We start from the raw sequence: 22,152 nt of genomic DNA on the forward strand, positions 1-22,152 counted from the left end.
GTTAACGCATTTGGTATCACATCGACGCTCGACTCCACCTCAGCCGCGATACAGTTCAGCCACAAGAGACCACTGACGTGGTCGTTTCGACGTTAGGCCAGAAGGCGACAGACACCGCACAATGTCAGTCAGTATCCTTGAAAAACAAGGATACTCGCAACAATTTGTATGGAACCACGGTGCTCTGCAGTGTCGATATCGAGTATCCGACTAACAGCACCGTGGTCACGGTAGGACCAGCTGTGTAAAGCAAGTCCACGCTGAACCTGTTGTACGAGAACGATAACAGCAACATTCTGCTCGACGGCCGATCGGTGCTGAACTACGATCCCAACTAGCTAGGTCAGCGCATTGGCATGCTTTTACAGCATTCAATCTTCTCCTGCGACGCACGGTGCTCGACAGCGTTACCTTAGCGCAGCACAAATTGCTACGGCTATCCGTGGCCGCGATACAGAAGCTGGGTACTGACGCAACTGTACCGAGTTAGTTTGAAAAACAAGGCCGATTCCCGACCCGGCACACTGTCGAGAATTCAACAATAACGAGTTGCGATCGCTCGTGCTCTCGCGATGACCCCGCAGGTGATGTTCTTATACGAAGCGACCTCGGCGCTGGATCCCTAAACAGTCAAGGGAATTATGAAACCTATCAGTCACCTCAGTAATGACGGTGTGATGTATTGTAGTGACCCAAGAAATAGGCTTCGCTCGGTCAGCATCAGACACTGTTGTTTTCATATATCACGACAAAGTCGTGGAATCCAGGAAACCAGAGCAGATATTCGAGACCGCGCAGACTAAGCGCCTACAACGGTCTCTATCCCAAGTACTTTGACGTCCTGGATTTTACGAACGACGACCCGCTGCACCCGGCTCCGCCGCACTTGCGACCGCCACTGCAACTCGCGCACACGAGGTCCCTCAACGCCCGACACATCGCGTTAAACTGCCGACTTATGGCGGACAGCGAATTCACCGCGCACGAGGTGACGGAGCTGGCGGATGGGTTGCACCGTGCGCTGTCCAAACTGTTTTCGATCCTGCGCCGCAGAACCCCCAACGGGGCGGTGTCGGGTGAATTGACACTGGCGCAGCTATCCATTTTGGTAACGTTACTCGATCAAGGTCCCATCCGGATGACGGATCTGGCTGCCCATGAACGGGTGCGTACCCCCACCACCACCGTGGCGATCCGCCGTCTGGAAAAGATCGGGCTGGTGAAGCGTTCGCGTGATCTGTCTGACCTGCGTGCTGTGCTTGTCGACATCACCCCGCGTGGGCGCACGGTACATGGCGAATCGCTGGCCAACCGGCGTGCCGCCTTGACAACGATGCTCAGTCAGCTCCCCACCTCCGATCTGAACATTCTGAAGAATGCGCTAGCACCGCTGCAGCGCCTGGCCTCCGGTGAACCGGTATCCAGCCCTGCCGGCGACTCGCCCGCATGCAAGCAGGCATGAAAGTAGCTAATTCTCATTGAAATTGACCATATACGTACCCTTGGAGGCATGCCCTGCTGTCGATGTGTTAGCCCGCCACGAGCACACGTCATAAGATCACGCCTTGGACGGCTCTAAACCCCATCTCGCGGTTGATCCCGGAGCATGGAGTGCAGGTTACTTCCTTGGGCTAGAAGGTTGCCGTATGTGCCGCCGACGGCCGGATCATCGATGCACTGTTCACTAACACGATACTGCTGCACCCGGCGGCATGCCTGCTTGCTGGCTGAGGGCCGGTCAACAAGCCGCCGACACCGATACCAGCGGCAGAAATGGTGCAAGGGATAACATCAGGTGCGAATAGTTATACCGTGCACGGGGACGTGCCTGTTCAGGTGCGGCCACATTGACCACGCCGACACCTCAAGGCCATGACATGCACACTAAAACGCCCCTACCCCGCGGCGCTAACAACTATCCTCACACTCACGCCTGCATCGATATCGCCTTCAGCACAGCCCAGGTGCCCAGCCCCTGGCATCATCAACATGTAGACCAAGCAGCATCCACCACCGACATGCTTACGTGCGCCGCGCTAATCGTGTCCACTGCGGCAAAGCACACGAAGCCTCATCGAAAGCAGGCAGTCAGCCACCCACCAACAAAAACCCCGCAACACAGCAAAACACGTCAACAACCTGCAGTTCAAGGGAAGCACTGTGCCGTCACCACGGTCCGCACAATACCCCACAGCTATTCCAATACCCCGAAGGGGTTACAGGAGCCCCTGCGATTGCCGGGTTTTCCACCAGGCCAGCAGTTCCGCAGTGGCCTCCTCGTTGGTCAGTGGTCCGCGGTCTAGCCGTAGTTCCTTCAGAAAACGCCACGCTTCGCCGACTTGCGGCCCTGCCGGGATGTCCAACAGAGCCATGATCTGGTTACCGTCCAGATCGGGACGCACCCGGGCCAGATCCTCCTCTGCGGCCAACTCTGCTATCCGGGCTTCCAGTCGATCATAGCTGTCCTGCAGTCGGGCGGCCCGGCGCTGGTTGCGGGTCGTGCAGTCAGCGCGCACCAGTTTGTGCAGCCGCGACAACAGTGGGCCGGCATCGGTGACGTAGCGGCGCACCGCCGAATCAGTCCATTTCCCTTCACCATAGCCATGGAACCGTAGATGCAGATACACCAGTTGCGAAACATCGTCAACTAGTTGTTTGGCGTACTTCAACGCGCGCATTCGTTTTCGGACCATCTTGGCGCCCACCACCTCGTGGTGGTGAAAACTCACGCCGCCGTTCAGCTCATGGCGCCGCGTGGCGGGCTTGCCTATGTCATGCAGCAACGCCGCCCACCGCAACACCAAGTCCGGGCCGTTATCTTCTAGCGCGATCGCCTGGCGCAACACGGTCAGCGAATGTTGGTAAACGTCCTTATGTTGATGATGTTCATCGATGGCCATCCGCATGTCCCCGATTTCGGGCAACACCACCTCCCCCATCCCGGTCTGCACCAGCAGGTCGATACCGGCCGCCGGGTCGTTACCAAGCAGCAGCTTGTCCAGCTCGGTGGACACTCGCTCTGCACTGATGCGGGCCAACTGCGAGGCCATCTCTTCGATCGCCGCGTGCACCTGCGGGGCGACGGTAAAGCCGAGTTGGGAGACGAATCGTGCGGCGCGCAGCATCCGCAATGGGTCGTCGCCGAACGACACCGATGGGGCAGCAGGGGTCTCCAGCACTCGGACCCGCAACGCTGCCAAACCGCCTAGCGGATCAAAAAATTCGCCAGGCCCATAAGATGCAATGCGCACCGCCATCGCGTTCACGGTGAAGTCGCGGCGCACCAAATCGTCGTCGAGGCGGTCACTGAACCGAACCTCTGGATTGCGCGACACCTGGTCGTAACGGTCAGCGCGAAACGTGGTGATCTCCAGACGGTAGTCACCCTTGCCGACCCCAATGGTGCCGAACTCAATACCCGTCTCCCACAAGTTGTCGGCCCACCGCCGCATAATTTGTTGCACTTGCTCAGGACCGGCATCAGTGGCGAAATCAAGGTCAGGTGAATCTAATCTACCTAGTAGCGCATCCCGGACCGAACCACCCACCAGATATAACTCGTGGCCTGAAGCAGCGAATACCGAGCCGAGGTCACGCAACACTGGGGTGTGCCGGTTAAGGGTGACCGCAGCTACAGTCAGTAGATCAGTATCCTGAGCGGCTTCAGGCACGTTCAACAGCCTAGTCGGGCGGGTAATACGGGTCGGAATGACCCGTTGCGGAACCCGGCAATTTCAAGCCTGCATCAACAGGCGAGCACGAGGTGCAACGGTGATCCAATCGATCCACTAAGTGACCCAGCCATGAACCTACTGTAACGCTGCGTACCTGACTAGCGGCGCGCATGTCCTGAAGACCGGCTCGTGCCAGCTATTATCGCTTGGGTGTCGGATGGCGAACAAGCCAAACCACGTCGGCGCCGAAAGCGACGGCGCGGTCGTGACGCCACGCGTTCAGCTGAGAACCACACAGACCGACAAGTGGCCAACGACGCAACCGCGACAAAACCGCGCCGCAGCCATTCACCACATCGCGCACCCGAACAGCTGCGCACGGTGCACGAAACGTCCGCAGGAGGTCTAGTCATCTACGGTATCGACGGCCCACGTGACGCCCAGGTTGCCGCTCTGATTGGTCGTATCGATCGACGAGGACGAATGCTTTGGTCGCTGCCCAAAGGGCATATCGAGCAAGGGGAGACCGCGGAGCAGACCGCTATCCGTGAGGTCGCCGAAGAGACAGGAATCCGCGGTAGCGTGCTCGCCGCGCTGGGGCAAATCGACTACTGGTTCGTCACCGACGACTGTCGGGTGCATAAGACAGTACACCACTATTTGATGCGCTTTTCTGGTGGTGAATTGTCCGACGACGACCTCGAGGTGACCGAAGTTGCTTGGGTGCCGATACGAGAACTGCCGTCCCGCCTGGCCTACGCTGACGAACGCCGCCTGGCCGAGGTTGCCTACGAACTGATCAACAAGCTGCAAACCGGTGGTCCAGCCGCGCTTCCACCGCTGCCACCCAGCTTGCCTCGGCGACAGTCGCAAACGCATTTCCGCACGCGTCATTCCAACAATTCCGCAAACAGTCGGAAGAATGGTCACGGACAGGGGCCGTGACTGCATCGAGACTCCGGTTGGCCGGCTCGCTGAGCATTGCCTTAGTGGTCGACATCGTGGCTAGTTTTGCGGTGCTGCTCGTCGCACCTACCGCCACGCCGCACGCAGCAGCAGACGAGCCTCGTGCAACGTCGTTTGTCCGTGTCCGCATCGACAAGGTGACTCCGGACGTCGTCACCACCTCGAGCGAACCTGTCGTAACCGTTAGCGGCGTAGTCACCAATATCGGCGATCGCCCAGTTCGCGACTTGATGGTCCGGCTGGAACACGAATCGGCCGTTATCTCGTCTGCAGTGTTGCGTACCTACCTGGATGACGGCGCCGACCAGTTCCAGACTGCCGCGGACTTCGTGACAGTGGCCGAGGAATTGCAGCGTGGACAAGAGGCTGGCTTTACCCTCGTTGCCCCCATCCGCTCGACGACCAAACCGTCGATGGCCATCGACCAACCCGGGATCTACCCGGTCCTGGTCAACGTTAACGGAACACCCGACTACGGCACACCGGCCCGACTCGACAACGCGCGGTTTCTGTTGCCCGTCGCCGGCGTGCCCCCCGCCAAATCCGATGCGATGGACTCGGCCGTCGCACCGGACATTACGAAACCCGTGTGGATCACCATGCTGTGGCCATTGGCCGACCGGCCTCGGTTGTCGCCTGGCGCACCCGGTGGAACCATTCCAGTTCGGCTAGTCGACGACGACTTGGCGAGCTCACTGGCCCCCGGAGGCCGGCTGGATATTCTTTTGACCGCGGCCGAGACCGCCACCGGCCGCGACGTCGACCCCGACGGTGCGGTCAGCCGGGCACTGTGCCTGGCTGTCGACCCAGATCTGCTCGTCACCGTCAACGCGATGACCGGAGGCTATATCGTGTCCAACTCGCCCGACGGTCCAGCACAACAACCGGGTACTCCGACACACCCGGGAACCGGTCAGGACGCCGCTGTCATCTGGCTGAACCGGCTCCGTGCGCTCGCGCACCGGATGTGCGTGGCGTCGCTACCCTACGCGCAAGCCGACCTTGATGCCTTGCAGCGCATTAACGATACAGAGCTCAGCACGACCGCCACCACCAGCGTAGGGGACATCGTCGACCACATTTTGGATGTCACCTCCATCCGGGGCGTCACCATGCTGCCCGACAGCCCATTGACCAACCGCGTGGTCGACCTGCTGAACGACAACAACAGCACGGTCGCTATCGCGGCTGCTGCTTTTTCAGCCCAAGACTCTACCAGCGGGTCCCTCGTCGATATCGACACCGAGCCTCGGCGGTTGTCCCCACGAGTGGTGGTCGCACCATTCGACCCGGCTGTCGGTGCCGCGCTAGCCGCTGCGGGGACCGACCCCATCGTTCCGACCTATCTGGATTCCTCGCTAAACATCCGGATCGTCCACGATTCTGACACCGCGCGCCGTCAAGATGCCCTGAGCTCCATACTGTGGCGCGCCTTAGAGCGAGACGCCGCACCACGCAGCCAGATACTGGTGCCACCAACGTCGTGGCACCTGCAGGCCGACGACGCCCGAGTCATGCTGACCACGCTGAGCACCGTGATCCGGTCCGGTCTGGCGGTGGCGCGACCGCTGCCAACGGTAATCGCCGACGCCTTGGCTCGCACCAAACTATCCGATACGGTGGGCTCCTACACGTCGGCACGTGGCCGGTTCAACGACGACATCATCGCCGACATCGCCAGCCAAGTTGGCCGACTGTGGGGACTGACCTCGGCGTTAACCGCCGACGGCCGCACGGGGCTGACCGGCGTCCAATACACCGCACCACTCCGCGAGGACATGCTGCGGGCTTTGAGCCAACTGGAGCCGCCCGCTACTCGCAACGGATTGGCTCAGCAACGGCTGGCTGTCGTCAGCAAAACGATCAAAGACCTTATTGGGGCGGTAACAATCGTCAACCCGGGCGGCTCCTACACCCTGGCCACCGAACACAGTCCGCTCCCACTGGCACTACATAACGGCCTTGCTGTTCCCATCCGAGTCCGGCTACAGGTCGATGCGCCACCCGGGATGACTGTTACTGACGTCAGTCAGATCGAGCTGCCGCCCGGATACCTGCCGTTGCGGGTACCGATCGAAGTCAACTTCACTCAACGAGTCGCTGTCGACGTCGCGCTACAAACCCCGGAAGGCATACAGCTAGGCGAGCCAGTGCGTTTGTTGGTACACTCCAACGCCTACGGCAAGGTGCTGTTCGAGATCACTCTGACCGCGGCCACGATATTGATCGTATTGGCTGGAAGACGACTTTGGCACCGCTTCCGAATCCAGACCGAGGGCGCCGACTCGAATCGACCCGACCCGCTCATTGTAGACGCCCACCCGCAGCACCAGTACGACGACTGGGTCGATGAAGAGAACCGGATATGAAGCCCGCTCCCCGGTGGACCCAATCACAATCGGCGCAGCAAGTCACCCATGCGATGCGTCCGTGTCGGGAGCTGTCCGCACAACAACCCGAACTTTCTGACGCCGCTCTGGTTTCGCGGTCGTGGGCGATGGCATTCGCCACACTGATCAGCCGGATCACCGGCTTCGCCCGGGTCGTTCTGCTGGCCGCTATCCTAGGCGCTGCGCTATCTAGCGCCTTCTCGGTGGCCAATCAGTTGCCGAATCTGGTCGCCGCGCTGGTGCTAGAGGCGACATTCACCGCAATCTTCGTTCCTGTGCTGGTCCGCGCCGAACGGAGCGACCCAGACGGCGGCACGGCGTTCGTACGACAGCTAATCACCTTGACGACCACACTGCTACTGCTCTCCACAACACTGTCGGTCCTGGCCGCGCCCCTGCTGGTGCGGTTGATGCTCGGCAGGAACCCACAGGTCAATGAGCCCCTGACTACCGCTTTCGCCTACTTGCTGTTGCCGCAGGTACTCGCCTATGGCTTGTCATCGGTGTTCATGGCAATCCTGAACACCCGCAATGTATTCGGGCCGCCGGCATGGGCTCCCGTCATCAACAACATCGTCGCGATCGCAGCCCTGGTAGGATATCTGGTGACCCCCGGCGAACTTTCGGTCGATCCTGTCCGAATGGGTAACGCCAAGCTACTGGTACTCGGGATCGGAACCACCGCAGGGGCGTTCGCACAGACAGCGGTGCTACTGGTGGCGCTTGGCCGTGAGCACATCAGCTTGCATCCGCTGTGGGGACTCGATCAGCGACTCAAACGTTTCGGCGCGATGGCTACCGCGATGGTGCTTTACGTGCTGATCAGTCAACTCGGCCTGGTAGTCACCAACCAGATCGCCAGCACGACAGCGGCTTCCGGCCCCGCGATCTATAACTATACCTGGCTGGTCTTGATGCTGCCGTTCGGCATAATTGGGGTTACAGTGTTGACCGTCGTGATGCCGCGACTAAGCCGCAACGCCGCCGCTAACGACACTCCGGCCATGCTCGCCGACCTATCGCTAGCCACCCGACTGACGTTGATCACACTTATCCCGACGGTGGCATTCATGACTGCCGGTGGGTCAGCAATGGGGAGTGTACTGTTCGCATACGGCCATTTCGGCGAGGTCGACGCCGGATATCTGGGTACCGCAATCGTGTTGTCCGCGTTCACCTTGATCCCATACGGGCTCGTGCTATTGCAGCTGCGCGTGTTCTACGCCCGGGAACAGCCCTGGACACCGATCGTGATCATTGTCGTCATCACGGCCGTCAGAATCATCGTCTCAGTGCTAGCACCCTACGTCATCAGTAACCCCGAGCTGGTCGCCGGTTACCTCGGGATGGCAAACGGCCTCGGATTTGCGGCCGGCGCGATCGTCGGCTACTACCTGCTGCGGCGCGCACTCCTGCCCACCGGTGGGCACTTATTCGGTGTCCAGGAAATACGGACCGTCCTTGTGACGATAGCCGCGTCGTTGTTGGCCGGTCTGGCTGCCCATATAGCCGATCGGCTACTACGGCTAAACGAGTTGACCATGCACGGCGGTGGCGCGGGCTCGTTGCTCCGATTGACGGTGCTGACGAGCATCATGTTGCCGACCATGGCCGTGGTAATGCTTCGCGGACACGTCCCTGAAGTGCACGCGGCACTGGGCGCTGTCAGAGGCCAGATCATGAGTCGAAACTGGATAGCGAAACTGCAGAAAGCGACTGTGCCAGATCAATCATCCCGGCCCATCACAGTCACGTACCCTGGGCAAAACAATTCGTCACCACCGAGGGTAAATGCGATCCAGGAGTCAATCCGGAGCAGGCCTCCGGAAAGGATAGCCAAAGCCCAGATAGCGAAAGGACCGGAGGTGAGCGACCGCCCAGTGGAGAGCGCCTCATCACGTTCTGCGTCAGACACCGGGCTACCCTCTGAACTGCCAAGGCCGGTTGCCGGCAACTCCCAACCCTATATTTCAGCCAACCTCGAACTTGAACATGTCGCGTCGTTACATCCTCCTGAACAGCAGAAAGTCGATTTCCCAGCCTATCCCGCTCGCAGACCGATTCGATTCGAGGTATCCCGCGAACGGGGCGGGGAGCAATCATCACCAACCGGCGATGTTCACTTGGTACCCGGCGCCTGCATCGCCGGTGGCCGCTATCGACTGTTAGCTTTCCACGGCGGTGCGCCTTCTCTACAGTTTTGGCAGGCACTAGACACTGCGTTGGACCGGCAAGTGGCGCTGACTTTCGTTAATCCGGATGGGGCCCTGCCCGACGATAGCCTGCAAGAAACCCTGTCCCGGACTTTGCGGCTCAGCCGGATCGACATGCCTGGTGTCGCTCAAGTGCTCGACGTAATCCACACCGGTTCTGGCGGCTTAGTGGTTTCAGAGTGGATCCGCGGTGGTTCGTTACATGAGGTCGCCGACACCTCGCCGTCGCCTGTCGGCGCCATCCGAGCGATGCAATCGTTGGCCGCCGCGGCTGACGCAGCACACCGCGCTGGTGTTGCCCTGTCGATCGACCATCCCAGCCGGGTACGCGTCAGCACCGAGGGTGACGTCGTGCTGGCTTACCCCGCGACCATGCCCGACGCCAACCACCACACCGACATCCGCGGAATCGGAGCCACACTGTATGCCTTGTTGGTCAACCGGTGGCCACTACCGGAGGCTGGGATGCATAGCGGCCTGGCGCCGGCCCAGCAAGATACCACCGGCCAACCCGTTGAACCCGCCGTAATCGATCAGAACATCCCCACCCAGATTTCCGCAGTCACTGTCCGCGCAGTTCAAGAAGATGGCGGGATACTCAGAGCATCAACACTTTTGAACCTACTGCAGCAGGCAACAGCAGTGGCCGACCGCACCGAGGTGCTCAGTCCGATCGACGACAGATCCCCGACACCAACAGCTTTCTGCCCCACAACCGCACGGGATCCTGTGGTCTTCGCCCAGCGACGCCGCAACCTGCTGATCGGTATCGGCGCGGCAGTCGTCATCTTGGTGGTGGCCTTGTTGGTGATGGCATCAGTGATCAACAAAGTCTTCGGCCACCTCGGCAGTGGACTCAACAACGACAAACTCGGGTTGAACACGCCTACATCATCGACGTCGTCGTCACCTACCAGTTCGGTGCCTGAGGGCAGCATTGTCAAGCCCACGAAGGCGACGGTCTTTTCCCCCGATGGCGAAGCAGACAATCCTGATGACGCCGGGCTGGCGATCGACGGCAACCCGGCTACCTCGTGGCAAACCGACATCTACAACGATGCGGTCCCATTCCCCGGTTTCAAAAACGGAGTCGGATTGATGTTACACTTGCCCAAGCCTACGGTGGTCAGCGCGGTCACCATCGACGTTGCCAGCATCGGCACCAAGGTAGAAATTCGCTCAGCTTCCACACCCACACCGGCAAAGTTGGCAGACACTACTGTGCTAATTCCGGCCACTGCGCTCAAACCCGGCCATAATGTCATCGAGGTCAACTCCGGCTCACCAATGTCGAATCTGCTAGTATGGATTTCGACGTTGGGAAGCACTGGCGGCAAAAGTCTTGCTGTGATCTCAGAAATCACAATTCATACTCCGTCCTAACAAGACCTTTTGGTACCTACCTAGCTAGATGAAGTAACGTGCCATGATTGATTAGCTACTACTCCGCTGTGAGATTCACGAAAAAATACAAGTGAAAACGCGGAGAAGTCAAATCGCTAACCGTCCACGTTACCGGAAACTGCGCTACACCTCCGGCGAGCTGTTCAAGCGTCATCAATTATTGTGATGCCAGTTCACACAACTCATCAACCACATCCGTAAAAATGCCGAAGATGCGCCACGGAACGTAATATTTCAACACATCGCTCCATCGGCTTTTTCTGTACGACGCCACAGCTCACAATTGGCCGCACCACATTTTGGTAATTGTGGTAAACGCCTACCTGAACCGGCTGCAGCACACCCTTAGCCCACCCAACCAACCCACTATAGAGAATGTCGATCAGGTGGCTGATCGACATCGCACAGGCAGAAACAATACTTATGGTGCAGCAGGTTACAGCTTCCTGTCAAGCAACGCACCACGCTAGTCGCCGTCTACACGACGATTTACTTCGATCATGTCGATCGTGGACACTGCTCGGATGCCGAATGTTGATAAGAACACAGTAAAGAGGTGCTGCGTCCACCACGTCAAGCTGTTCGGTCATTTCGAACCAGTGCCTGTATCAAGGCTGACTGGGCCGTTGATCACGGCTAGCTTAAAGCTAAAACATCCCGGTCAAAGTTCGCTGCTTGACGATCGGATAATGTGTAAGACCATAAAAATATATTATTACAGACACTGAGATGGACAAGTGAATCCGACAAAAATATGGTGATCCCTGTGCGACGGGCCACGATCCGCATAATACGCTCCTAACGACGGAGCTCCTTACTGACCTGCAAGCCAATCTGTTTAATGACGATGCCGCAGCTCGTGTACGTGGCTTGGTCCGGGCAAACCAAAAGACATCAGGCACCCCCGGGCGCTAAACCGAGTGTTCAGCAATCTCGCCGCGGTAAAATTCGACCCTCGGTTTTAACCGCCGATAAACCCGAGACCCGGATATCAGCCAGTGCACGCCGGCCACGCAATCGACATAGCTACTGACTCGGCGCTACCGCCGGTCAATCCCAACAAAAGTGATCGCGACCGCCACCAGTTTGAGCACGGTAGCCATGATCGACACACCAACAGCAAATCGACCACCGTATAGCACGGCATCGACACTCCCCGCGGTGATATCGCCATCGAAAGCATGGATCGTCGACTTGCTCCAGTGTACTACCGAACCCAGAGTTTGGCTCACTCGACGACGCTATGTGCCATGTTTCAGTAACCTCGGCTATTCGAGACGCCCACCATCGGTGCTGGGCGTTCAGCTGATTTGACGTCAATACCCAACTCAGCCGTCTTGCTAGTGCTTCCCAACGACATACGCGACAAACTCACCGTTTTTGCTATAGACACCATATTGCAGCGCGGTCGATACCAGACTGCTGTCCACCACCGGAATCCCGAGCCCTAGCAGGTGCGCATGTTGTTGGGACGCGCAGGATAACAGCAATGCCTACGCTGGTGTTCGTAACCATATTGCCGGATTAGCTTGATGTACCTGAAAGGCTCGCATGAACACCACTCCTTCTGCGCATGAGACGATACACGAAGTGATCGTTATTGGCTCCGGTCCAGCAGGCTACACTGCTGCCCTGTACGCCGCTCGTGCACAGCTAACACCGCTGGTATTTGAGGGTACCTCATTCGGCGGCGCGCTGATGACCACCACCGAGGTGGAAAACTACCCAGGTTTTCGCAACGGCATAACCGGCCCGGAGTTGATGGACGATATGCGTGAACAGGCACTGCGATTCGGCGCGGAACTGCGGACCGAAGACGTCGAGTCGGTATCATTGCGTGGCCCGATCAAATCGGTCGTCACCGCTGAAGGACAGACTTATCAGGCCCGAGCCGTCATCCTCGCCATGGGTACCTCCGTGCGTTATCTACAGATCCCCGGCGAGCAAGAATTGCTAGGACGTGGCGTGAGTGCATGCGCGACCTGCGACGGGTCCTTTTTCCGCGGCCAAGACATTGCCGTCATTGGCGGTGGAGACTCAGCGATGGAGGAAGCCCTCTTTTTGACCCGGTTCGCCCGCAGCGTCACGCTCGTGCACCGCCGCGACGAATTCCGAGCTTCTAAGATCATGCTCGGTCGCGCCCGTAACAATGACAAGATCAAATTCATCACCAACCACACCGTGGTCGCGGTGAACGGGTATACAACAGTGACCGGATTGCGGTTGCGTAACACCACAACGGGAGAGGAAACCACGCTAGTAGTGACCGGGGTTTTTGTTGCAATTGGCCATGAACCACGTTCCAGCCTGGTGAGCGATGTCGTCGACATAGACCCGGATGGCTACGTCCTGGTGAAAGGACGTACGACGAGTACATCGATGGACGGCGTTTTTGCGGCCGGCGACCTGGTAGATCGCACCTACCGGCAGGCGATCACTGCCGCAGGTAGTGGCTGTGCCGCCGCCATCGACGCCGAACGTTGGTTGGCGGAGCATGCCGGGTCAAAAGCTAACGAAACAACAGAGGAAACTGGAGACGTTGACAGTACCGACACAACCGATTGGAGCACTGCGATGACTGACGCCAAGAACGCCGGGGTCACAATAGAAGTGACCGATGCTTCCTTTTTCGCAGACGTCTTATCCAGTAATAAGCCTGTGTTAGTTGATTTTTGGGCAACATGGTGTGGACCCTGCAAGATGGTAGCGCCGGTACTCGAAGAGATCGCGTCCGAACAACGAAACCAGCTCACTGTCGCCAAGTTAGATGTAGACACCAACCCGGAAATGGCACGCGAGTTCCAGGTCGTGTCGATACCCACAATGATTCTGTTCCAGGGTGGCCAACCAGTAAAACGCATCGTTGGCGCTAAGGGCAAAGCAGCGTTACTACGTGACCTTTCCGACGTGGTACCTAACCTCAATTAGACTTAATGTAGTTCATGGCAAAACAGCCGTTGCTAGCCTGGGGTTTTCCTGAAACCGACAAGGATCTGCGACAATACCGATTAACTGCTGTGCATCTGTCAGCGTGTCAGTTTGCCTCGGAGGGCCCTTGGTATGTCGAGTCCGCGCTGCGAAGACGGCGACACGCTGCGCTGTGGTGACCGCAACGCCGCTGTTACCGAAATCCGATCTGCGCTAGCTGCGCTGGGACTCTTGCACAGTCCCGGCGACGACCTGACGACTAGCAAGTATATAGCGCTCGATCTGTTCGACCCGCAACTGGAGCACGCAGTGCGCGCCTTCCAGCAGCATCGCGGGTTGCTGGTAGACGGCGTTGTCGGTGAAGCCACTCACCGAGCGTTGAAAGAAGCTTCCTACCGACTCGGCGCTCGCACACTGTATCATCGATTCGGAGCACCGCTATCCGGTGATGACGTTGCCACATTGCAAGCCCGGCTACAGGACCTTGGCTTCTACACCGGCATGGTCGATGGACACTTCGGATTACAGACCCACAACGCGTTAATATCCTATCAGCGTGAATACGGACTTACTGCCGACGGCATTTGCGGCCCAGAAACGTTGCGTTCCCTGTATTTTTTGAGTTCACGGGTAACCGGTGGTTCACCACATGCCATTCGTGAAGAAGAACTTGTTCGTCGATCCGGGCCTAAACTGTCAGGCAAGCGAATCATCATTGATCCGGGTCGTGGCGGTGCTGACCGTGGTCTGATCACTCAAGGACCGACTGGACCCATCAGTGAAGCAGATGTGCTGTGGGACTTGGCAAGTCGACTTGAGGGGCGGATGGCCGCTATTGGTATAGAAACTTTCCTCTCTAGGACAACTAACGGTAGCCCGTCGGACTCCGAACGCGCTGCCATTGCCAATAACGTCGGCGCAGAATTAATGATCAGCTTGCGTTGCGAAACGCAGACTAGTCCTGCTGCTAACGGTGTGGCTTCCTTCCATTTCGGCAACTCACACGGATCCGTCTCCACCATAGGCCGCAATCTTGCCGATTTCATTCAGCGAGAAATAGTGGCCCGCACCGGGTTACGGGATTGTCGTACACACGGTCGGACATGGGATTTGCTGCGATTGACGCGAATGCCGACTGTTCAGATCGACATCGGCTACATCACCAATCCACGAGATCGCGGCGTACTGATTGGAACACAGAACCGCGATGCCATCGCTGAAGGTATCCTTGCCGCGGTCAAACGACTTTATTTACTAGGCAAGAATGATCAGCCCACCGGCACATTCACCTTTGCTGAGCTTCTTGCCCACGAACTATCGGTGGAACGGGCAAGCAGACTCGGTGGTTCTTAACGTATAAGCCATATATTGCGGCTTTCAGAATGTTGCTTAACTACAGCTCCGGCCCCGACTGGCTGTTGTAACTGAGCGTCCGCCAGCAGACGCTCTAAGGCGGCCTCGACTTCAGCTTTCCAGCCAAAGCCCTTGTCCAACTCAAGGCGTAGCCGAGGGAAATATTGGTGCGGTGCAACGACGACGAAACCGACGGCCTTCAAGAAGTCCGCGGCAATGATGCAGTGGTCGACCGAACAGTCACCGAGAGCCTCCAATACCGGCCGAACATCGGGGGCCACTGTCCGGGGATCCTGCAACTCGGTGGCCACTTCGGTGCGGCCAAAAGCCTCTAACGCCCGGACTCCACGCCGAACCAGTTCGTCAATTACCTGGCTGATGAGACTCTGTGGAAGACCAGCCGCGACTTGCCCTGGCTCGACGCCCATCGAAGTCAGTAGGACGGCATCAGCGGACACTGGCGCAGTGGGAAACCGATATGCTCGGGGCACTACCCGTGGTGGGGCATAAAGCATATACCCCAAGCACGGCGGCTCTAAGTGTTTGAATGCATCAGATTGGCGGCACTCGTCCATAATCGCCGTTGCGACCTGACCACACGAACCCCATTCCAACATTACCATCGACAACCAAGCTTCCTTTTCGAATTCAAGATCAACGAGGTGGTCCTGGTTGCCAAGGGTCGCCGGGTCGACCTCCCAAAAGACGCACCGGCGTGCATGCTTAGGGAGCTGCTCGAAAGCTTCGAGACGTAGCGGTGTGATTTGAGCAGACACTAGTTTTCTGGCCTCCGTGCGCCACTACCGCTACTAGCCCTGTTCGTCCACAAACGAACCCAACGGGCCCGCGTCACCATTAAGCACCAACAACCCGGCTTTCCGTGACTGATATGCACGAGCAACCTCTACAGGATAAGAGGGTTTGTCAACATCCGGCCAGTGTTGACGTCGCCAGTTGAGTTAATCCGCCAGAACAATTTCCGCACCATCGAGTTAACAGTCGATTCTCGAAATAGCTTACCGCAAACCAGTTTTACGTGAGATTACGGTATCTAAAGCAATATTGTGCACATCCGAAAGCCGCTACAGTATCACAATGATGTAATTACAGAACATCTCTCTTCTTGATTCACGTTTTGTAGGTAGTCATCACGTCAACAATGCGCTGTAGATCATCAACTGAGCTGAACTCCACCACAATCTTCCCTTTACGTTTACCAAGACTGACCATAACTCGGGTATCGAAAGCATTCGACAGTCGTTCAGCAACGTCTTGCAGGCCAGGCATGCAAATCGGTTTACGCCGCTGCGGTACTGGCGTGATCACTTCTCTATTGACCCTATTGACCTCGTGATTGGCCAACTTAACCGCTTCCTCGGTGGCTCGCACCGATAGACCTTCAGCGATAATCCGGCTGGCTAGTTCTTCCTGAACCTCAGGATTGGCCTCCAAGGAGAGCAGCGCACGAGCGTGGCCAGCGGACAAGACACCTGCCGCCACTCGACGCTGAACCGGAATCGGCAACTTGAGTAACCGGATCATATTAGTGATCAGTGGCCGTGAACGGCCGATCCGGGATGCCAGTTCGTCATGGGTTACCTCAAACTCGTCAAGGAGTTGCTGATAAGCCGCAGCCTCCTCTAAAGGGTTTAGCTGCACCCGATGGATGTTCTCTAGCAGAGCATCGCGCAACATACTATCGTCACCTGTCGCGCGCACGATAGCTGGAATAAAACTCAGGCCTGCCTGTTGAGCCGCCCGCCAACGACGCTCTCCCATCACAATTTGGTATCTTGTGTCGCCGCACGATCCACTCGCTGGCCGCACCACGATCGGCTGTAGCAGGCCAAATTCGCGAATAGAGTGCACCAATTCGGACATCGCTTCGTCGTCGAATACCTGTCGCGGCTGGCAAGGATTCTCCGTGATATCAGACAGTGCGATCTCTCGATACACTGCACCCATCGCATTGTCCTTCTGCGCAGACCCTCCAATTAATACGTCAGCGGCCGTGTTTCCCATCTGAGGACCATACGTCGCAGGTCCAGAGTCAGCATCCACAGGGCCAGTGGGAATCAATGAAGCCAAGCCTCGTCCGAGGCCACCCTTCTTACATAACGACTGAGTCATACTCATCCCTTCATCGATGGTGGTTGATCACGCTCGGCGAGCTCTCGGCTTGCATCAAGGTAACTCATTGCCCCACGCGAACCAGGATCATAATCTATGATAGTCATGCTATAACCAGGAGCCTCCGAGACTTTGACACTGCGTGGAATCACTGTTTGCAACACTTTCGTTCCAAAGTACCGGCGAACCTCTTCAGCCACCTGGTCGGCGAGCTTTGTCCGACCGTCATACATCGTAAGAATTACAGTGGTTACCTCAAGCTGAGGATTGAGGTGGGCCTTAACCATCTCAATGTTGCACATCAACTGTGATACACCCTCAAGCGCATAGTATTCACACTGAATCGGAATTATCACCTCTGGTGCCGCGACAAGTGCATTTATTGTCAGTAATCCCAATGACGGCGGGCAGTCAATAAAGACATAATCAAAATCCAAGTCGTTAAGCTCAGTTAAAGCGGTACGTAATCGGTTTTCTCGCGCCACCATACTAACTAATTCGATCTCAGCACCCGCCAGATCTATTGCGGCCGGAAGACAAAACAAACGCTCGTTATATGGGCTGCATCGCAAAGCAGTCTGCAACGAAACTTCACCAATGAGCACATCATACGATGAAAACACGCGTGATTGCCGGTTACTGATACCGAGCGCCGTACTAGCATTACCTTGGGGATCAAGATCAATAACAAGCGCCTTAAGTCCTTGAAGTGCCAATGCTGCCGCAAGATTAACAGCAGTAGTAGTCTTGCCCACACCACCCTTCTGGTTCGCAATAGTGAACAACCGCCGATGGCATGGACGACACAATGGGTCATATGTGGTGTGAAGAACCCGCATAGCCCGTTCTGCTGCAGCCCCGATTGGAGTGTCGAGTTCATTTGTTGTTTCATGTGAAACATTCATTTCAACAACACATTCTGCGTCGTAATAGGCTTCTTGCCTAAACATTGGCTCTGGTGGTGTTTTTTGTATTTCACTCGATAACAAAGCTGACTGATCAGTAAGACTGGCCGACCACAAAGCTGGGGTGTCAACCCAACCCTGAAGAGAACTCATTGTGTTTTCCTGTCCCCCACACGCGCTGGTTTGTGCCGCATCTGCTGTCCGCATCGCGTTAGGACTACTGTTACGGGACGACACAAATAATTCGCACCACATACCACCACCATGACATCAACGGCGCCCAATGAGGCCATTACACGCCGATGTTGATGGATTTCGTCAAAAACATGTTCCCCTTTGATTGCAAGTATTTGACCACCTGGTCGTAACAACGGTATGCTCCACTTTGTCAACTTGTCCAAGGCCGCTACCGCTCGTGATACAGCCACATCTCTTTCACCGATCCGATCACGCACCCACAACTCCTCAGCTCGGCCACGAACCACTTCAACATCAAGTCCAAGCTCAGCCACTACTTCTCGAAGAAAAGTAACTCGACGTAACAGTGGCTCAAGCAACACAACCTGAAGATCCGGCCGGGCAATAGCCAACGGCAACCCCGGCAACCCCGCACCACTTCCAATATCCACTACCCGATCACCAGGATCAAGAAGTTCGGCTACCACTGCACTGTTCAATAGATGCCGATCCCAAAGCCGGTTAGCCTCATGAGGACCAAGCAATCCACGTTCAATTCCTGTATTTGCGAGTAGATCGACATACCGCTGAGCAATATTAAGACGTGGTCCAAAAATCATGAATACAGCTTCAAACACAGTATCAAATCCAAGATTGCCTTTAACTGACGTAAAGGATGCCAACTCCTCGTAAGAACCGACATGTTTCACGTGAAACACCCTCTAAACGTTCAAAGTCTGCCAGTTGTGACCGTCCGCTACACTCAACTCCACCATATCTACAATCGCCGCTAATCACGTAAAATAATGACCCGCCGTGCTGTTCCCATACCTTCACTTTCACTGTGCACTCCAGGTACTGCCGCAATAGCATCATGCACGATCTTTCGTTCAAACGGTGTCATCGGAGTGAGCTTTTCACACTCGCCGGTTGCGAGCACCCGCCACGCCATCCTGTCGCCCAACGCAACCAATTCTTCCCGGCGCCGCCGTCGCCATCCTGCAATATCAAGCATCAACCGGCTCCGTACACCAGTTTTCTGGTGTACGGCTAGCCGAGTAAGTTCCTGCAAAGCATCGAGCACTTCGCCTGTACGCCCAACTAATTTATTCAAATCATCACCGCCGTCGATGCTGACTACTGCCCGAGTTCCCTCAACATCTAGATCAATGTCACCATCAAAGTCCAACAAGTCCAACAACTCTTCCAGATAATCACCAGCAATTTCACCCTCAGCAACCAACCGTTCCTCAAAATCGTTTGACTTATTAGCGTTGGCATCTGCCGTCGTCTCATCATCCAAGAGATCTTCCATCAACGTTTGTGTATCTGACTGGTGAACATCACACTCGGTAGTTTCAACATCTGTCATGGCTTCTCTTTCTCAATCCACAAGTCCATGCCCTCTTAAGTCATTCAACGAACTCGACCCAGTAAAAATTTTGACACCTCGTCAGCGCTTACGTCTCTTTGTCCGCTGTCCAGAACGCCGAGTATGAGAGGTTGGATTGTTGTTATAGCCGACGCAATCCGGCTTATCCGCCGGAGTGGTAGCTGTTTTCGTTTCAGTCACCCAGTCAATAGAGTCCGCCTCCTGGGACCCCAACTTTGCGCCGTCGTCGGATATCATGGTATCTTTCGAAAAACCATTAACGCTTACCGGTGCCGTCGTAGAGACGTACTTTGGCTTAGAGCCTGGCGCAGGCGCGTTAGCCGTCCGACGTTCGATAGCTTTCTGCTTCTTAGCCTCGTCTTCTTTCTCGATCATAGAGAACACATAATGTTGTTGACCAAAAGTCCAGATATTGTTAGAAAACCAATACAAAATAATCGCCAACGGAAGAAACGGGCCACCGACAACTACACCAAAAGGAAACACATACAACGCAATTTTGTTCATCAACGCAGTCTGCGGATTTTCTGCTGCCTCCGCACTCTGCCGTGCTATTGAAGCGCGACTGTTGAAGTAAGTCGCAACACCAGCCAAAACCATCATTGGAATACCAACCAAAATCACCGCTGGACGACTGAAATCAATGAACGCATCTAATCCGGAACGTTGCGTCATGTACGCACCAATTGGAGCACCCCACAGATTGGCATCAAGAAAATGCCCCACGTCAACTGGGGTGAACACATAATTTCCTGTCATCCGGTTCTCGGTCACTGACATATGTGGCTGACCGAAACCTCCAGTTGTACGATTGAATGACCGTAAAGCATGGTAAAGCCCCAAAAACACCGGTATCTGCGCAAGCATCGGCAAGCATCCTAAAATTGGGTTGAACCCGTGCTCGCGTTGCAATTTCTGCATCTCGAGCGCCATGCGTTGACGATCTTTACCGTACTTTCTTTGCAGCGCTCTAATTCGTGGCTGCAACTCCTGCATCTGCCGAGTGGTACGGATCTGGCGCACGAACGGTTTGTAAAGCAACGCTCGCAAGGTGAACACCAAGAACATCACCGATAACGCCCATGCGAAAAAGTTTGATGGACCCAGCACAGCAGCAAACAGCTTGTACCAAACCCACATAATCCACGACACCGGATAGTAGACGATGTCAAGACTGACAAAATCAAACGGCAACAGACTCACCCTCTCCTAGCTTCGATGGGCAACTCCAAGCAACGCTAGCGTCATTGAAACCGGCCCAGCAGTTCAGCAGTTCCTGTCAACGTTCCGGTATTGGATCCCACCCTCCCCGATGCCACGGCCCACACTTAACTAATCTAACCGCTACTAACCAACTACCTTTGATCAAGCCATACTCGGTCAAAGCATCAATGGCGTATTGACTGCAGGTTGGAACAAAACGACATACCGCCGGTTGAAGCGGCGATATCATGTGCCGGTAAAGCTGGATCAGAAAAATCAGTTCACGCACCGCGGCCCTACTTGTGCCACGGATCCTACAAATGCCGATACCAACCGAATCACCAATCCGTCTCTGCCAGATCAAGAGCACATCTCAAACCATTTCGCAACTGCTGTGCTAACCATGCTGACGACACATTCCGACTACTCGGCAACGCACGGATCACCACCTGATCAGCTCCGCCCAATTCCCCCAACATGGTCCGAGCAACATGCCGCAATCGACGTGCCACTCGATGACGTTCGACAGCAGAGCCCACCGTTTTAGCTATGATCAGCCCGACATGGGGAGCCTTCGTCTCATCCCTGTTACACCCACGCCAAACGTGAATGATAACATCAGACTGCACTGCGCGCAGTCCAAACTTTACCGTCGCATCAAACTCGGATGACCGCCTCATGCGGTTACATGCGGAAAGCACCGCTAAAACCCATCGTTCAAATCAAGCAGTCAATGTGCGGCGGCCCTTACGGCGCCGATCGGACACGATCGACCGGCCAGCACGCGTGCGCATCCGAAGCCGAAAGCCATGCACACGGGCTCGGCGCCGGTTATTCGGCTGAAAAGTCCGCTTGCCCTTGGCCACAACATTCTCCTCGGTATGTTCTGCATCGTTTCTAGCAATACCATCCGACCGTTCGCACTTCACAAGTACGTTCAATCGCGTTGGCCTTAACACGGTCCCTCTGCAACATAATCCTGGGTCGCAGCCACATCGCCGACTTTCAGACGACTGTTTGTCAGGGTACTGATGAGCCATCGGTGGGTCAAACCTGGCCCTACCACAACGGACCTGTTCAAACGTTTAGTAAACCATTCGTTATCGAAAAACCAGCACGCAGAATCTCGGCCGCAACCCGAGCAAGCCTTCCAAGAACAAGTTTTGAATGAAACACCACGGTTGGCAGCCAGACAGAAAACTGTTAGCTTCGGGCAATGCCGTTTTCAGATTGGAACGGCGGTCGACAACGAAGTAGGGATGGCCGATCAACTAGGTATCTAGACAACCTGCGCAGGTTATCTCCGGCACGGAGACCACGAACCGACGGCGATAAACTACAGCCTGCCTATACATCATCTCGTCATCCTGTCCACACCTGTGTATAAGTATGTGGACAGTTACTTCGTCGTAAACC

General features: G+C 56.2%; 16 protein-coding genes and 3 pseudogenes. 8 read left to right on the forward strand and 11 right to left on the reverse strand.

The genetic code is table 11. The features are described from left to right. The first annotated feature begins 77 nt into the window (after positions 1-77). A pseudogene (locus tag ML_RS17125) lies at positions 78-837 on the forward strand (ATP-binding cassette domain-containing protein). Positions 838-958: 121 nt separating this feature from the next. After that, the gene (locus tag ML_RS13775) at positions 959-1,462 is read left to right on the forward strand and encodes a MarR family winged helix-turn-helix transcriptional regulator (RefSeq protein WP_041323595.1); all 504 of its coding nucleotides are present in this window, start codon (positions 959-961) and stop codon (positions 1,460-1,462) included. A gap of 754 nt (positions 1,463-2,216) precedes the next feature. Here ML_RS13775 and ML_RS13785 read toward each other — a convergent pair. Further along, on the reverse strand, positions 2,217-3,671 hold the full coding sequence (locus ML_RS13785; RefSeq protein WP_041323598.1) for a CCA tRNA nucleotidyltransferase: 1,455 nt from the start codon (positions 3,669-3,671) through the stop codon (positions 2,217-2,219). 213 nt (positions 3,672-3,884) lie between these two features. On the opposite strand from ML_RS13785, the gene ML_RS13790 reads away from it, so the two are divergent. Genes ML_RS13790 through murJ form a run of 3 tightly spaced genes read left to right on the forward strand, consistent with a single transcriptional unit; the run spans position 3,885 to position 10,626 of the window. Beyond that, positions 3,885-4,619: an NUDIX hydrolase gene (locus ML_RS13790; protein ID WP_162618346.1), complete on the forward strand. Its 735-nt coding sequence runs from the start codon at positions 3,885-3,887 to the stop codon at positions 4,617-4,619. After that, the gene (locus ML_RS13795) at positions 4,616-7,009 is read left to right on the forward strand and encodes a hypothetical protein (RefSeq protein ID WP_010909040.1); all 2,394 of its coding nucleotides are present in this window, start codon (positions 4,616-4,618) and stop codon (positions 7,007-7,009) included. Before ML_RS13790 ends, ML_RS13795 begins: the two co-directional genes overlap by 4 nt. A gap of 53 nt (positions 7,010-7,062) precedes the next feature. Further along, on the forward strand, positions 7,063-10,626 hold the full coding sequence (murJ, locus tag ML_RS13800; protein ID WP_162618299.1) for a murein biosynthesis integral membrane protein MurJ: 3,564 nt from the start codon (positions 7,063-7,065) through the stop codon (positions 10,624-10,626). Positions 10,627-11,687: 1,061 nt separating this feature from the next. Here the strand turns inward: murJ and ML_RS13805 are convergent. Further along, on the reverse strand, positions 11,688-11,879 hold the full coding sequence (locus ML_RS13805; protein ID WP_041323604.1) for a hypothetical protein: 192 nt from the start codon (positions 11,877-11,879) through the stop codon (positions 11,688-11,690). 319 nt (positions 11,880-12,198) lie between these two features. On the opposite strand from ML_RS13805, the pseudogene trxB reads away from it, so the two are divergent. The 3 genes and pseudogenes from trxB to ML_RS13815 form a co-directional block, all read left to right on the forward strand. Continuing rightward, positions 12,199-13,200, forward strand: a pseudogene (gene trxB / locus ML_RS13810) (thioredoxin-disulfide reductase); the annotation flags it as partial. Between the two features lie 21 nt (positions 13,201-13,221). After that, positions 13,222-13,575, forward strand: a complete 354-nt coding sequence (gene trxA, locus ML_RS17130) for a thioredoxin (RefSeq protein ID WP_231846820.1) — start codon at positions 13,222-13,224, stop codon at positions 13,573-13,575. Positions 13,576-13,707: 132 nt separating this feature from the next. Then, a complete protein-coding gene (locus tag ML_RS13815) occupies positions 13,708-14,928 on the forward strand; it encodes an N-acetylmuramoyl-L-alanine amidase (RefSeq protein ID WP_010909043.1) in 1,221 nt (406 codons plus the stop codon). On the opposite strand, the gene ML_RS13820 is transcribed toward ML_RS13815, so the two are convergent. The 9 genes and pseudogenes from ML_RS13820 to rpmH all read right to left on the reverse strand — a co-directional run bounded on the left by ML_RS13820 (position 14,925) and on the right by rpmH (position 21,602). Next, positions 14,925-15,704 (reverse strand): hypothetical protein, encoded by a 780-nt coding sequence (locus ML_RS13820; RefSeq protein WP_010909044.1) that lies wholly within the window; start codon positions 15,702-15,704, stop codon positions 14,925-14,927. The two genes, ML_RS13815 and ML_RS13820, sit on opposite strands and share 4 nt — an antisense overlap. Before the next feature lie 352 nt (positions 15,705-16,056). Continuing rightward, positions 16,057-17,058 (reverse strand): ParB/RepB/Spo0J family partition protein, encoded by a 1,002-nt coding sequence (locus ML_RS13825; RefSeq protein WP_041323610.1) that lies wholly within the window; start codon positions 17,056-17,058, stop codon positions 16,057-16,059. Positions 17,059-17,060: 2 nt separating this feature from the next. Next, the gene (locus tag ML_RS13830) at positions 17,061-18,116 is read right to left on the reverse strand and encodes a ParA family protein (protein ID WP_010909046.1); all 1,056 of its coding nucleotides are present in this window, start codon (positions 18,114-18,116) and stop codon (positions 17,061-17,063) included. Next, positions 18,113-18,859 carry a 16S rRNA (guanine(527)-N(7))-methyltransferase RsmG gene (gene rsmG / locus ML_RS13835; RefSeq protein ID WP_010909047.1) on the reverse strand — a complete coding sequence of 249 codons (747 nt, stop codon included), beginning with the start codon at positions 18,857-18,859 and terminating at the stop codon, positions 18,113-18,115. The genes ML_RS13830 and rsmG overlap by 4 nt, the downstream gene beginning before the upstream one ends. Before the next feature lie 71 nt (positions 18,860-18,930). Beyond that, complete coding sequence (locus ML_RS13840; protein ID WP_414085576.1) at positions 18,931-19,455, reverse strand: Jag family protein; 525 nt, start codon at positions 19,453-19,455, stop codon at positions 18,931-18,933. A gap of 138 nt (positions 19,456-19,593) precedes the next feature. Beyond that, positions 19,594-20,736 (reverse strand): membrane protein insertase YidC, encoded by a 1,143-nt coding sequence (yidC, locus tag ML_RS13845; RefSeq protein ID WP_010909049.1) that lies wholly within the window; start codon positions 20,734-20,736, stop codon positions 19,594-19,596. Positions 20,737-20,815: 79 nt separating this feature from the next. Next, positions 20,816-21,064, reverse strand: a pseudogene (gene yidD / locus ML_RS13850) (membrane protein insertion efficiency factor YidD); the annotation flags it as partial. 10 nt (positions 21,065-21,074) lie between these two features. After that, on the reverse strand, positions 21,075-21,437 hold the full coding sequence (gene rnpA / locus ML_RS13855) for a ribonuclease P protein component (RefSeq protein WP_010909050.1): 363 nt from the start codon (positions 21,435-21,437) through the stop codon (positions 21,075-21,077). 21 nt (positions 21,438-21,458) lie between these two features. Beyond that, the gene (gene rpmH / locus ML_RS13860) at positions 21,459-21,602 is read right to left on the reverse strand and encodes a 50S ribosomal protein L34 (RefSeq protein ID WP_010909051.1); all 144 of its coding nucleotides are present in this window, start codon (positions 21,600-21,602) and stop codon (positions 21,459-21,461) included. Between the last annotated feature and the right edge of the window lie 550 nt (positions 21,603-22,152).

The organism is Mycobacterium leprae TN (assembly GCF_000195855.1).
GTDB lineage: Bacteria > Actinomycetota > Actinomycetes > Mycobacteriales > Mycobacteriaceae > Mycobacterium > Mycobacterium leprae.

Excerpts from the sequence above, each read along its gene's own strand:
- ML_RS13775 (WP_041323595.1), top strand. The coding sequence starts at position 959 with ATGGCGGACAGCGAATTCACCGCGCACGAGGTGACGGAGCTGGCGGAT.
- murJ (WP_162618299.1), top strand. The coding sequence starts at position 7,063 with ATGCGTCCGTGTCGGGAGCTGTCCGCACAACAACCCGAACTTTCTGAC.
- trxA (WP_231846820.1), top strand. The coding sequence starts at position 13,222 with ATGACTGACGCCAAGAACGCCGGGGTCACAATAGAAGTGACCGATGCT.
- ML_RS13815 (WP_010909043.1), top strand. The coding sequence starts at position 13,708 with ATGTCGAGTCCGCGCTGCGAAGACGGCGACACGCTGCGCTGTGGTGAC.
- ML_RS13825 (WP_041323610.1), bottom strand. The coding sequence starts at position 17,058 with ATGACTCAGTCGTTATGTAAGAAGGGTGGCCTCGGACGAGGCTTGGCT.
- ML_RS13830 (WP_010909046.1), bottom strand. The coding sequence starts at position 18,116 with ATGAGTTCTCTTCAGGGTTGGGTTGACACCCCAGCTTTGTGGTCGGCC.
- ML_RS13840 (WP_414085576.1), bottom strand. The coding sequence starts at position 19,455 with ATGGAAGATCTCTTGGATGATGAGACGACGGCAGATGCCAACGCTAAT.